The 13,541-nt window shown below is 71.2% G+C and carries 10 protein-coding genes; 7 read left to right on the forward strand and 3 right to left on the reverse strand.

The window, feature by feature from the left end:
- Positions 1-42 precede the first annotated feature (42 nt).
- On the reverse strand, positions 43-2,106 hold the full coding sequence (locus ACFP1K_RS05595; protein WP_380747593.1) for an N-acetylneuraminate synthase family protein: 2,064 nt from the start codon (positions 2,104-2,106) through the stop codon (positions 43-45).
- 156 nt (positions 2,107-2,262) lie between these two features.
- Complete coding sequence (locus ACFP1K_RS05600) at positions 2,263-3,618, reverse strand: sensor histidine kinase (protein WP_380747595.1); 1,356 nt, start codon at positions 3,616-3,618, stop codon at positions 2,263-2,265.
- A gap of 240 nt (positions 3,619-3,858) precedes the next feature.
- Here ACFP1K_RS05600 and ACFP1K_RS05605 point away from each other — a divergent pair, with 240 nt between their 5' ends.
- A complete protein-coding gene (locus ACFP1K_RS05605; protein ID WP_380747597.1) occupies positions 3,859-5,160 on the forward strand; it encodes a hypothetical protein in 1,302 nt (433 codons plus the stop codon).
- Between the two features lie 139 nt (positions 5,161-5,299).
- Complete coding sequence (locus ACFP1K_RS05610; protein WP_380747599.1) at positions 5,300-5,926, forward strand: amino acid-binding protein; 627 nt, start codon at positions 5,300-5,302, stop codon at positions 5,924-5,926.
- Between the two features lie 46 nt (positions 5,927-5,972).
- Here the strand turns inward: ACFP1K_RS05610 and ACFP1K_RS05615 are convergent, their stop codons facing one another.
- Positions 5,973-7,277 (reverse strand): ABC transporter ATP-binding protein, encoded by a 1,305-nt coding sequence (locus ACFP1K_RS05615; RefSeq protein WP_380747601.1) that lies wholly within the window; start codon positions 7,275-7,277, stop codon positions 5,973-5,975.
- Positions 7,278-7,699: 422 nt separating this feature from the next.
- On the opposite strand from ACFP1K_RS05615, the gene ACFP1K_RS05620 reads away from it, so the two are divergent.
- Genes ACFP1K_RS05620 through ACFP1K_RS05640 form a run of 5 tightly spaced genes read left to right on the forward strand, consistent with a single transcriptional unit; the run spans position 7,700 to position 13,540 of the window.
- Complete coding sequence (locus ACFP1K_RS05620; protein WP_380747603.1) at positions 7,700-8,995, forward strand: extracellular solute-binding protein; 1,296 nt, start codon at positions 7,700-7,702, stop codon at positions 8,993-8,995.
- A gap of 3 nt (positions 8,996-8,998) precedes the next feature.
- Positions 8,999-9,994, forward strand: a complete 996-nt coding sequence (locus tag ACFP1K_RS05625; RefSeq protein WP_380747605.1) for a carbohydrate ABC transporter permease — start codon at positions 8,999-9,001, stop codon at positions 9,992-9,994.
- The gene (locus ACFP1K_RS05630; protein WP_380747607.1) at positions 9,988-10,851 is read left to right on the forward strand and encodes a sugar ABC transporter permease; all 864 of its coding nucleotides are present in this window, start codon (positions 9,988-9,990) and stop codon (positions 10,849-10,851) included. Before ACFP1K_RS05625 ends, ACFP1K_RS05630 begins: the two co-directional genes overlap by 7 nt.
- 39 nt (positions 10,852-10,890) lie before the next feature.
- Positions 10,891-12,504 carry a glycoside hydrolase family 13 protein gene (locus ACFP1K_RS05635; RefSeq protein WP_380747609.1) on the forward strand — a complete coding sequence of 538 codons (1,614 nt, stop codon included), beginning with the start codon at positions 10,891-10,893 and terminating at the stop codon, positions 12,502-12,504.
- Between the two features lie 10 nt (positions 12,505-12,514).
- The gene (locus ACFP1K_RS05640; protein ID WP_380747611.1) at positions 12,515-13,540 is read left to right on the forward strand and encodes a LacI family DNA-binding transcriptional regulator; all 1,026 of its coding nucleotides are present in this window, start codon (positions 12,515-12,517) and stop codon (positions 13,538-13,540) included.
- The last annotated feature ends 1 nt before the right edge of the window (position 13,541 follow it).

The raw sequence follows: 13,541 nt of genomic DNA on the forward strand, positions 1-13,541 counted from the left end.
GGCGGCCTCCGCCGAGGGTCACGGGTCTCCTCGTCACCCCGGTCAGACCGTCACGCGGCGCAGCCGGGCCTTGGGCGCCTCCTCGCCGGGGAACACCCGCTTGACACCGTCGCCGAGGGCGGTCTCGATGATCCGGATGTCGCGCACCAGGTGCTCCAGGCCGCTCGGCTCCAGCGAGGCGGCGTGGTCGGAGCCCCACATCGTGCGGTCCAGCGTGATGTGCCGCTCCACGGTGACCGCGCCGAGGGTGACGGCCGCCAGCGAGATCTGCAGGCCGCGCTCGTGGCCGGAGTAGCCCACCGGCACGCCGTACCGCTCACGCAGCGTGACGATCGCCCGCAGGTTAGCCTCCTCGGGGGGCAGCGGGTAGGTGGAGGTGGCGTGCATCATGACGAGCTTGGACGTGCCGAGGATCTCCACGGCCGCGTCGATCTCCTCGATGTCGGACATGCCGGTCGACAGGATGATCGGCTTGCCGGTGGCCGCCAGCCTGCGCAGCATCTCGTGGTCGGTGACGCTGGCCGAGGCGACCTTGTGCGCGACGACGTTCATGTCCTCCAGGAAGTCGACCGACGGCACGTCCCACGGGGAGGCGAACCAGTCGATGCCGCGCTCCTCGCAGTACTTGCCGATCTGGGCGTACTCGTCGGCGCCGAACTCCACCCGGTGCTTGTACTCCAGGTAGGTCATCTCGCCCCACGGCGTCTGCCGGATCAGGTCGCGCTGCTCGACCGGCACGCAGATCTCCGGGGTGCGCTTCTGGAACTTCACCGCCTGGCAGCCCGCGTCGGCGGCCACGTCGATGAGGCGGCGCGCGATGTCCAGGTCGCCGTTGTGGTTGATGCCGATCTCGCCGATGACGTACACCGGCTGCCCGGCGCCGACCAGCGAGCCGCCGATGGCGACCGGGGCGCCCTTGATCCGCGGCACGGGGGGCGCGGCGGTCACGGTGGGCGTCAGGGCGCCGGCGGGGCGGGCGGCCACCACGCGGTCGCACAGCTCGCGCACGGCGCCCGCGCCGCCCTTGCGGGTCAGCACGACCCGGGCGGCGGCGCGCACCTCGGGATGGGCGTCGGGGACGGCGATCGGCCAGCCGACCAGGTTCAGGCAGCCGAGGTCGTTGACGTCGTTGCCGACGTACGCCACCCGGGCCGGGTCCAGGCCCTCGATGCTCAGCCAGTCGCGCAGCGCGGTGTGCTTGGCCGACAGGCCCTGCAGCACCGGCACGCCGAGCTTGCGGGCCCGGGCGGACACCACCGGGTTGCGCTCGGTGGACAGCACCAGCACCTTCACGCCGGCCCGCTTGAGCAGGTCGAAGCCGAGCCCGTCGGAGCGGGAGACGGCCACGGCCTCGCGGCCCTCCTGGTCGACGTACACCAGGTCGTCGGTGTGCACGCCGTCGAAGTCGGTGATCACGGCGTCCACGTCGATGGGCCCGGGCCGGTCCACGACCGGCGCGAGCGCGCGCACGATCCGCAGGTCCTCGGGGGTGTCGACCTCCACCGCGTGCCCGGCCGGGACCGGCTGCACCGCGACGGTGCCGAAGAAACGGTGCCCGTGCTCACGCAGGCCGGCGGCGCGGATCACGTAGAACGCGCCGGTCTCCCGGTACTCGGGGGCGCGGTCCTGGCGGCGCGGACGGTGCGCCGGGTCGTGGTTGACCCCGCCGACGCCCTCGCCGGCCTGGTTCCACACGAACTCGTGGGTCTCCAGCGCGGAGAACACCACGTCGGCGCCGCCCGCGAGGACCTTGGCCACCGCGGAGTCCAGGTCGGCCGGGTCGATGAAGGCGCTGGTGCACTGCACCAGGACGACGACCTCGGGGTCGTCGTCGAGCTGGTCGAGGGCGTGCAGCACGGCGGACTCGCTGGAGGCGGTGGCGCCGCTGAGGTCGGCGGGGCGGTTCACGACCCGCGCGCCCGCCGCGACGGCGGCGTCGGCGATCCCGGCGTGGTCGGTGCTGACCACGACCTCGTCCACGAGCCCGGCCGCGACGCAGGAGTTCACCGCGCGGGTGACCAGGGGCACGCCCCCCACCTTGGCCAGGTTCTTGAGCGGAACGCCCACGGAACCACCGCGGGCGGGGACGACGGCCAGGACTCGCACAGTAGTGACTCCCTGATAGGCGATAGCGAGCGCTCGCCTCTTAGGCACGCTCGTGGGTGTCAGGCACGCTAACCACCGGTCCCCTCCGGTAAGGAAAGCCCGAGCTGAACACCCAACGTCGCTCCTGTTAACTCTTGGGGAGCGCGCCGCCCGCCGTCATTCCACGATCGGCAGTCTCAGGACGAATCTCGTGCCCGCCGCGGCGTCCTCCACCTGCAGCGTTCCGCCGTGCGCGATGGCCACGTCCCTGGCGATGGCGAGCCCGAGCCCCGTGCCGCCACGGTTCCGGCCGCGGGCCTCGTCCAGCCGCGTGAACCGCTGGAAGATCCTCTCGCGTTCCGCCACGGGGATGCGGTCGCCGTCGTTGGTCACCGAGAGCAACGCCATCCCGCGCACGCCGCGCACCTCCACCGCCACCACCCGGTCGGCGTGCCGCTCGGCGTTGTCGAGCAGGTTGGCCAGCACCCGGCAGAGGTGGGTCGGCACGCCGCGCACCACGACGTCGTCCTGCAGGTCCGCGGTGATCGGCACCCGGCAGCCCCGGCGCCCGATCTCGTCCGCCGCGAGCCGCCCGAGGTCGACGCACTCCTGCACGGCGGGGCCGCTGGAGCCCAGCCTGGCCATGAACAGCAGATCGGTGACGATGGTCTCGATCCTGTCGGTGTCGCGCAGCGCCCCGGCCACCAGGCCGTTCAGGTCGGTGTCCTCCGGGTGCAGCCGGGCGTCCTCCAGCTGGGCGCGCAGGCCCGCGATGGGGGTCCGCAACTCGTGGGAGGCGTCGGCGGCGAAGCGGCGCTGCTGCTCCACCGAGTGCTCCAGGCGGGCCAGCGTGGAGTTGACGGTCCGCGCCAGCCCGGAGATCTCGTCGTCGCCGGGAGGCTCGGGCACCCGCCGGGACAGGTCGCTCACCGTGATGTGGGCCAGCTCGGCCTGGATGTGGTCGATGGTGCCGAGCGCCCGGTCGGCGGCCTTGGTGGCGACCCAGCCGATCAGCCCGACCAGCAGGGCGATCTGGATGCCGATCGTGACGTCCACCAGGTGCCCGCTGAGCAGGCCGGGAGTGGGGAAGGCCGCGTACACCACCGGCGCGTCGGCCGCGGCGCCGGTGAGGAGCGCGGTGGCGTGGTAGCACTCCTCGTGCACGCGCGGACAGGTCCAGAAGTCGATGGCGTGGTCCTGCCTCCCGCCCGGGGGGTGCCCGAGCACGGGGAGCCCTCTGGCGGACTCGCTGGAGGCCAGCACGTGGCCGCCGGGCCCGGCCAGCTGCACCACGACCCGCGACGCGGCGGGGACGGCGATGGGGTTGCGCAGGGTGCCCTCGTGGTAGTCCACGACGGTGCGGGCGGCGGCGGCCCGGGTCTCGCGCCAGAGCGACTCGGCGACGGCGTTCCTGATCACCGTGTCCGCGGCCAGGCCGAGGGGGGTCAGGAAAACCGTGGTCAGCACGAGGGTGAGGAAGGTGACCTGCCCCCTGATCGTGCGGGGCCACAAGGCCGCCCATCGGCGTGACATTGGCAAAGGCTACTGCCCGCACACCCACTCAAGATCCCACGAGATGGGAAAGAGCTATCCAAGCGCTGGCAAACTCCCGCGAGGCGCGGGCGGGGCCGCCTAACGTCCGCCGTGGCCGATCTTCCGGACACCGGTGGCCGTCACCCCTCGCGGACCGGGGGCCGGGCCGCTACCGTGAGCGGCAGCGATCATCTGATTACCGAGTGTGGGGTTATGGCGCCGAAATTCTGGCGGGCGGGCTTGTCGTTACCTTTGATCTCCGTGCTGCTCGCCGACCCGGCGGCACGCCCCCTGCCCGAGGAAGGCGCCCTCGCTCGCGCGGGCGCGTCGCAGCACGCGGCCGGGGCCTCCTACGCGAGCAGGACCTACTACGTGGACGCCTCGCGGGGTGACGACGACGCGCCGGGTACCTCCCCGAAGAAGGCGTGGCGCTCGCTCGCGCGGGCCGGCGAGCGGGCCCTGCGGCCGGGGGACACCCTGCTGCTGCGCCGGGGCGGCCGGTGGAAGGGCACGCTGGAGCTGAAAGGCAAGGGCACCGCCGCGCGGCCGGTCGTCGTCGGCGCGTACGGCTCGGGGGCGCGGCCGAGGATCACCTCGGGGGACGACGACTGCGTCGTGGTGACGGGCTCCTACATCCGGGTGTCGGAGCTGCGGGCCTCCCGGTGCGGCTGGGCCGGGTTCCGGGTGGAGGGGCGCCACAACGACCTGTGGGACGTCTACGCGGACCGCAACGTGACGGGGGTGTGGATCACCCCGGGCGGGGCGCGCAACGTGCTGCGCAACAGCCAGGTGGCCGGGAACGACCGGATGAGCGTCGACGACGACGCCCCGGACAACGACTCGGGCGCGTTCGGGGTGCTGCTGAACGGCGACGACAACCGGGTCGTCGGCAACCTGATCACCGGCAGCTACGCCCGCAGCCACGACTACGTCGCCGACGGCGCCGCGGTGGAGGTGTACGGCGGGGACCGCAACGTGGTCGCGCACAACGTCGCCAGGGACAACGAGACCTTCGCCGAGCTCGGGCACGCGCCGGGCGGGACCGCCACCGGCAACCTGTTCGCGCACAACGTGGTGACCTCCACGCGCCCGCGTGGATCGTTCCTCATCACGCGCGGCTCGGGGCACTCGGTCGGGCCGGTGCGCGGGACGGTGGCGGTGCACAACTCCGTCTACCTCCCCGCGCGCACGACCATCGGGTTCTCCTGCGCCGACGGGTGCTCAGGGCGGATCCTGACCCTGCGCAACAACGTGGTGAGGGTGGGTGGGACCATCGGTTTCGAGGACGGTTCCGGCATCGACGACGCGGGCGGGGTGTACGACGGCAAGCTCAGCGACTTCTCTCCGGGGCGCCGGTCGGTGCGGGCCGACCCCCGCTTCCGCAGCCGGCGCGACCTGCGGCTGCGCGCGGGGTCGCCGGCGATCGGCCGCGGGGTGCCGCTCGGCCCGTCGTGGTTCGGCGGGGCGGGGCTGGCGTACGACGCGGCGGGGCGGGCCATCCCTCGGGCGAAAAACCCGGACGCGGGCGCATATCAATACTGAGTACGACTTATTCCGGACATAACTTCGGAACATGGTCGAAATCTCTATCCGCCACGCTGTGGCGTGAGCCGGTGATCGGCCTGGGCGGGGCGTGTGGTCCGGCGCGCCGAGCCCGGCCCGGGGACATGGAGGTACGTGGATGGTGCTTCGGGTGCGGGTGTCGCTGCCCGACCGTCCGGGGGTGCTCGGTCAGGTGGCGCGGGCCTTCGGCGTGCTCGGCGCGGACATCCTCCAGGTGACGGTGCTGGAACGCGAGGCGGGGCGGGCGGTGGACGACTTCACCGTGTCCTGGCCGGGGGGCTTCTCCGCCGAGGACCTGCGCGACCGGCTCGGGGTGGTGCCGGGGGTGCGGGTGGACGGCGCGTGGCCGACCCGTGAGGTGCCGGGGAGCAGCCCGGACTACGACCTGATCGGCCACGTCGCGACCGACTCCGACCGGGCCTTCGTCACACTGGTCGACGCGGTGCCCGACCTGGTGGGCGCGCAGTGGGCGGTGGCCGTCGACTCCGACACCGGCGAGGTGGTGCACGGCAGCTGGCAGGCCCCCGGCCTGGACGACATGCCCGACCTGACGCCGCTGCGTCCCTCCGCCTTCAGTGAGGGGTCGCTGCACCTGCTGAGCATGCCGGTGCGCCCGGCGGGGCTGCATCTGGTGGTGGCGCGCACCGAGGGCCCGCCGTTCCATCAGGTGGAGCTGGACAAGGTGCTGCGCGTGGTCGAGATCGTCGCGCTGCTGGTGGCCGCGACCGACCGCACGGTGGCATGACCGCCCCGGCCCCCGGCCGGTCGGACGACGCCTCGGCCGCCTGAGGTCAGCGGCGGGGCGGGTCGATGCGCTCGCCCGTCGTGGTGAAGAGCATGATGCGGCTCAGGTCCACCGCGACGCGGCCGTGCTCGCCCGCGCGCCAGACCGGCCGGCCGCCGAGCCGCACCACCAGGTCGGACCGGCGGTGGTGCCCGCTGCCGGTGATGGGCGGGGCGTCCTCGGCGGGGTCGGGCTCGCCGTTGCCGATGAGGCGCCGCACCATGGAGCGCATCCGGGCGGCCGTGCCGTGCCCGTTGCCGTTCCCGTTGGTGTAGCCGTTGACGTACCCGTTGGCCAGCTTCGGCATCGGCTCGGGGGCCGACACCGCGGGGATGCCGACCTCCAGGTAGGCGAGCCACTCGTGGCCGTGGTACTCCAGCGTGCGCACCCGGCCTGCGAAGTGCGGGCCGTCCACGCCCTCGGGGATCGGCGTGAGGCCGTCGGAGCGGATGCCGACGATGATCTGGCTGCCGGTGTGCTGGGACACCGCGTACGCCCGGGGGTCGGTCCACGGCATGGTGATCTGGTGGAGGCCGAAGTCCAGCAGTATGTACTGGTTCTGCGGGGTGCGGACCGTCGCGGACAGCAGGTTGAGCTGCTGGGAGCTGAGGAACGACGCGACGAACGCCGTCGCGGGGTCGTTGTAGATCTGCGCCGGGGTGCCGACGTCCTGCAGCACGCCACGGTTGAGGATGGCGATGCGGTCGGCCAGGGTCAGCGCCTCGACCTGGTCGTGCGTGACGTAGATGGTGGTGACGCCGAGCGCGCGGACCAGGGAGGAGATCTCCATCCGCAGTTCGGTGCGCATCGAGGCGTCGAGGTTGGACAGCGGCTCGTCCATCAGGAACAGCGACGGCTGGCGGACGATCGCCCTGCCCATCGCCACGCGCTGGCGCTGGCCGCCCGACAGCGTCCCGGGGCGTCTTTCCAGGGTCTCGTCGATGTGCAGCGCCCTGGAGAGCTCGACCACCCGCTCCCTGACCATGGCGGGGTCGGCTTTGGCGATCTCCAGCGGGAAGGCGAGATTTCCGCGGACGGTCCGGTGTGGGTAGAGCGCGCCGTTCTGAAATACCATCGCGACGTCCCGGTCACGTGGCGCGAGATCGTTAGCAAGTCCCCCGTGAAGGTACAAATCACCTGCGGTGATTTCCTCAAGTCCCGCGATCATCCGTAGAAGTGTCGATTTTCCGCACCCGGACGGCCCGAGCAGGACGAGTAACTCACCTTCCTCCGCGCGCAAGCTCAATCGATCGACCGCGAGAGTGCCCCCTGGGTACACCTTCGTCACGTTGTCGAGAACGACGGTACTCATCGTCACTCGTTCCTCCCGGGCGGCATCGCCCGGATCCCAGCCGTCATTGTGATTGATGAGGTAGTACATCGCGTCCGGGGCGTTGTGTCCATACGTGCAGTGAGAAATCGCACATCCACCAGTTACTTGACCGATACACGTCTGCCGACGTCAGGACGGTTGCAACCATTGAGGTCACAAGCGCCTGCCCGGGTCTGTGCGGCCGGGGGGAGGGGAGGGGCGGCACCTGTCCTGGTCCGGATGGGTAAGGCCGGGGTAATGGCGAGCATGTCACAATTTGCAGAAAGTTTCCGAAAGGTCTTTCACGAGCGTTCACATGACTGTTACGTTCCGCGTACCCCGGTGCCGCCCGCCCACTCCCGGGGACGCGGGCGGCGGCGCCGACCCTCTGGGCAATGACGCTTTGAGCAAGGAGTGCACACATGCGGCGAGCCATCTCGGCCGCGGCGGCGGCCGCGGCGCTGGCGCTGGCGGTATCCGCCTGCGGCGGCGGGAACACCGAGCCATCGGCCGCTCCGGCCACCAGCGCCGGTGCCGCGGAGGTCTCCGGCCAGGTGACCTGGTGGGACACCTCGGACGCCACCAACGAGGGGCCGGTCTTCAAGGAGCTCATCGACGAGTTCCAGAAGCAGTACCCGAAGATCAAGGTCAACTACGTCAACGTGCCGTTCGCCGACGCGCAGAACAAGTTCAAGACGGCCGCGCAGAGCGGCTCGGGCGCACCCGACGTGCTGCGCGCCGAGGTCGGGTGGGTCGCCGAGTTCGCGTCCCTCGGCTACCTGGCTCCGCTCGACGGCACGCCGGCGGTCGACAAGCCGGAGGACTTCCTGGCGAGCCCGGCGAGCAGCGGCAAGTTCAACGGCAAGACCTACGCCGTGCCGCAGGTCACCGACACCCTCGGCCTCCTCTACAACAAGGCCCTGCTGAAGAAGGCCGGGCACGACGCCCCGCCGAAGACGTTCGCCGAGCTCAAGCAGGTCGCCCTGGACGTCAAGTCCAAGGCCGGCGCCGAGGGCCTCGCGCTCAACGTCGACGCCTACTTCCTGCTGCCCTTCATCTACGGCGAGGGCGGCGACCTGCTCGACGTCGCCGGCAAGAAGATCGCCGTCGCGTCCCCGCAGGCGGTCGCCGGGGTCAAGGTGGTGGAGGACCTCATCAAGTCCGGCGCCGCCGCCAAGCCCGCCATCCAGGACAGCTACACCAACGCCGAGACCGCCTTCAAGGAGGGCAAGGCGGCCATGATCTTCAACGGGCCGTGGTCCAACACCGACAACCTCGGCGGCAAGGTCTTCAAGGACGACCCCGGCAACTTCGGCATCGCCCCGGTCCCGGCCGGCTCGGTCAAGGCGGGCGCCCCCACCGGCGGCCACGACTACGCGGTCTACGCCGGCTCGCAGAACCTCGACGCCTCCTACCTCTTCATCAAGTTCATGGACTCCGCCGAGAGCCAGGCCAAGATCGCCGGCAAGCTCGGCCTGCTTCCCACCCGCCAGTCCGCCTACACCATGCCGGAGGCCACCGCCAACGACATGATCGCCAAGTGGAAGGACCCGATGGCCACGGCCGTCGAACGTCCCTGGATCCCCGAGGGCGGCCAGCTGTTCCAGCCGCTCCTGGAGGGCTACCAGAAGCTCGCCGCCGGTCAGAAGGGCACCGAGCCCGTCCTCCAGGACGTCGCCAAGGCCTACCAGGGCCTGCTCAAGGGCTGGAGCCTGTAGCCGATGACGGCACAGGTCGTCGACGGGACGGCCGCGGGCGCCTCCGCCCGCGGCCGGGCCCGCGACCCGATGCGCGGCGGCCGGGCGGGCCGGTTCGTCTCCCGGCACTGGTACGCGTGGGCGATGTGCGCCCCCGTGGTGATCGTCACGCTGGTCCTGGTCGGGTACCCGCTGGTCCGCGGGATCTACCTGTCGCTCACCGACGCGACCGAGGCCAACCTGGGGCGGACCATCGGGATGAACGTCATCCCGTCCACCTATGAGTTCGTCGGCCTGTCCAACTACACAGCGATCGTCACCTCCGCCGAGTTCCTGTCCCGGCTCGGCTGGACCGTCACCTGGACCGTCGCGTGCGTCGCCCTGCACTACGGCCTCGGCCTCGGGCTGGCGCTGCTGCTCAACCGGCCGATGCGGCTGCGGTCCTTCTACCGGCTGCTGCTGGTGCTGCCCTGGGCGGTGCCGGCGTTCGTCTCGGCGTTCATCTGGCGCTTCCTGCTCAACGGCGAGTACGGCGTGGTCAACGCCATGCTGCGCGCCGTGGGCCTCGCCGGGATCAGCTGGCTGGACGACCCGTTCTGGGCGAAGCTGTCGGTGATCGCGGTCAACGTCTGGCTGGGCGTGCCGTTCATGATGCTGGCGCTGCTCGGCGGCCTGCAGGCCATCCCGCGCGAGCTCTACGAGGCCGCCGAGGTGGACGGCGCCACGCCGTGGCAGCGGTTCCGGCACATCACGCTGCCCGGCCTGCGCCCGGTGTCCAGCACCGTCGTGCTGCTCGGCACCATCTGGACGTTCAACCAGTTCCCCGTCATCTTCCTGGTCACCCGGGGCGGTCCCGGCGGGTCCAGCGAGATCCTCGTCACCTACGCCTACCGGCAGGCGTTCGAGGGCATCCGCAACTACTCGGGGTCGGCCGCGTGGGGAGTGCTCATCCTGGCGCTGCTCATCGTCATGGCCGTCGTCTACCGCCGCGCGCTGCGCCGGGCAGGGGAGGCATGGTGAGCAACGTCGCGATCCGTACCAGGGGGCGCTCCTCGCGCTCGCCCGCCGCCTCGATCGCCCTGCACGTCACGCTGATCGCGGCGAGCCTGACGGCCGTCTTCCCGGTCGCCTGGCTGGTGCTCACCTCGATCAAGCCGAGGGACGCCTGGCAGAGCACCACGGTCAAGCTCTTCGACAGCCCCACCCTGGCCAACTATGCGCAGGTGCTCGGCGACACCGCCTTCCCGCGCTGGCTGTTCAACTCCCTGCTGGTCGCGGCGCTGACCACCGTGCTCGGCGTGATGATGTCGGCGAGCACCGGCTACGCGGTCAGCCGGTTCCGCTTCCCCGGCTTCCGTTCGGTCATGTGGATGCTGCTGATCACCCAGATGTTCCCGGTGGCCATCCTGATCGTGCCCATCTACAACCTGCTGGCCGGGCTCGGGCTGATCAACCAGTTCCCCGGCCTGGTCATCGCCTACCTCACCTCGGCCGTGCCGTTCTGCGCGTGGATGATGAAGGGGTACTTCGACACCGTCCCGGTGGAGATCGACGAGGCCGGGCGGGTCGACGGGCTCACCCACTTCGGCACGTTCTGGCGGCTGATCCTGCCGCTGTCCAAGCCGGGGCTCGCGGTGGCGGCGTTCTACTCCTTCATCACCGCCTGGGCCGAGGTCGCGTACGCCACCGCGTTCATGACCGGCGACGACAAGTACACCCTGGCCGTGGGGCTCGCCCAGTTCGTCGGCCAGCACAAGGCCGAGTGGGGCCTGCTCACCGCCTCCTCGGTGCTGATCGCCGCGCCCGCTGCGGTGGTCTTCCTTCTCGTGCAGCGCCACCTGGTGACCGGCCTGACCGCCGGGGCCACCAAGGCGTAGTAGTTAGGTCCTGAAATTTCGGAGAATCGGGGGTCCTGAATGACCGACGTCGCCCGCGCAGCCCGACCGGTGACCGCCGCCACCCGCTGGTGGCGCGACGCGGTCATCTACCAGGTCTACGTCCGCAGCTTCGCCGACGGCAACGGCGACGGCGTCGGCGACCTGCTCGGCGTGCGCAGCAGGCTCGGCTACCTGGCGGAGCTGGGCGTGGACGCCATCTGGCTGACGCCGTTCTACACCTCCCCGATGGCCGACTTCGGGTACGACGTCGCCGACTACCGCGACGTCGACCCGATCTTCGGCACCCTGGCCGACGCCAAGGCCCTCATCGAGGACGCCCACCGGCACGGCCTCAAGGTCATCACCGACGTGGTCCCCAACCACACCTCCGACCGCCACGCCTGGTTCACCGCCGCCGTCGCCGCCGGCCCCGGCGCCCCCGAGCGGCACCGCTATATATTCCGCCCCGGCCGCGGCCCGGCGGGGGAGCGGCCCCCCAACGACTGGGAGTCCCTCTTCGGCGGCCCCGCCTGGACCCGCCTCCCCGACGGCGAGTGGTACCTCCACCTGTTCGCCCCCGAACAGCCCGACCTCAACTGGGACCACCCCGAGGTGCACGACGAGTTCGCCGCCGTCATGCGCTTCTGGCTGGACCTCGGCGTCGACGGCTTCCGCGTCGACGTCGCGCACGGCATGGTGAAGGCCCCCGGCCTGCCAGACATCGGCGCCGCGAGCCAGGCCGAGATGCTCGGCACCGCCGTCCTGCCGTACTTCGACCAGGACGGCGTGCACGAGATCCACCGCTCCTGGCGCCGCCTCCTGGACTCCTACCCCGGCGAGCGCATCGGCGTCGCCGAGGCCTGGGCCCCCACCCAGGAGCGCCTCGCCCGCTACGTCCGCCCCGACGAGCTGCACCAGGCGTTCAACTTCCACTTCCTCAAGGCCCCCTGGGACGCCGCCGCCCTGCGCGCCGTCATCGACGAGTCCCTCGCCACCGTCGCCCCCGTCGGCGCCCCCTCCACCTGGGTCCTGTCCAACCACGACGTCAAACGCCACGTCACCCGCTACGGCGACGGCGCCGCCGGCCTGCGCCGCGCCCGCGCCGCCGCCCTGCTGATGCTCGCGCTCCCCGGCTCGGCGTACATCTACCAGGGCGAGGAACTCGGCCTCCCCGAAGTCCTCGACCTCCCCGACGAGGTCTGCCAGGACCCCCAGCGCCTCCGCGCCCCCGGCGACGGTCGCGACGGCTGCCGCGTCCCCCTGCCCTGGGCCCACACCGAGCCCCCCTTCGGATTCAGCCCCCCCGGCATCGACGACACGTGGCTCCCCCTCCCCGCCACCTGGGCCCCGCTGACCGTCGAGTCCCAGCGCGCCGACCCCGCCTCCACGCTGTCCCTGTACCGCGAGGCCCTGCGCATCCGCCGCGACCACCCCTCCCTGGGCGACGGCCTCCTGCACTGGCTCGACTCCCCGCCCGGCACCCTGGCCTTCACCCGGGGCGACGTCGTCTGCACCGTCAACGTCTCCGCCCACCCCGTCGAGGTACCCCTCCCCGGCACCCTCCTCCTGGCCACCGCCCCCACGGCGCCGGAGGCCCGCACCGTGCTCCTCCCCCCGGAGTCCGCCGCGTGGTGGACGGCCAGAAGTGCGTAAAGTACTCAGCGTGAACGGAAACGCCCGCCTGTCCGATATCGCCGCCCAAGCAGGCGTAAGCGAGGCCACGGTAAGCCGCGTCCTCAACGGCAAGTCCGGCGTCTCCGCCCACACCCGCCAACTCGTCCTGACGGCTCTCGACCTGATGGGCTACGAACGCCCCCAGCGCCTCCGCCAGCGCAGCAACGGCCTGATCGGCCTGGTCACCCCCGAACTGGACAACCCCATCTTCCCCGCCTTCGCCCAAGCGGTGGAGAAGTCGCTGACCCAGCACGGTTACACCCCCGTCCTGTGCACCCAGAGCCCCGGCGGCGCCCCCGAGGACGAGTTCACCGAACTCCTCCTGGAACGCGACGTGAGCGGAATCGTCTTCGTCTCCGGCCTCCACGCCGACACCACCGCCCGGATGGACCGCTACACCCGCCTCACCGACCGCGGCCTCCCCATCGTCCTGGTCGACGGCTACAGCACCCACATCGAGGCGCCGTTCATCTCCCCGGACGACCGCATGGCCGCGAAACTGGCCGTCCAGCACCTGGTGACCCTGGGCCACCAGCGCATAGGCCTCGCCGTAGGCCAGCGCCGCTTCGTCCCCGTGATCCGCAAAATCGAAGGCTTCACCCAAGCGATGTCCTCACTCCTGGGTGTGGCCGACTGCGAAGACCTGATCCAGCACTCGTTGTTCTCCGTAGAAGGCGGCCAAGCCGCCGGCACCGCCCTCCTCGCCCGCGGCTGCACCGGCATAGTCTGCGCCAGCGACCTGATGGCGCTGGGCGTGATCCGCGCCGCCCGCTCCCAAGGCCTCTCGGTCCCCGGCGACGTCTCGGTAGTCGGCTTCGACGACTCCCCACTGATCGCCTTCACCGACCCCCCACTGACCACCATCCGCAAGCCCATCGGCCCCATGGCCACCGCCGCCGTCCAAACCCTCCTAGAAGAAATAAACGGCGCCAAACCCAAAAACACCGAATTGATCTTCCAACCCGAACTGATAGTCCGCGGCTCCACAGGCTCCGGCCCACTACTCAACCGCTGAC

Source organism: Sphaerisporangium aureirubrum, assembly GCF_042658925.1.
Classification (GTDB): Bacteria; Actinomycetota; Actinomycetes; order Streptosporangiales; family Streptosporangiaceae; genus Sphaerisporangium; species Sphaerisporangium aureirubrum.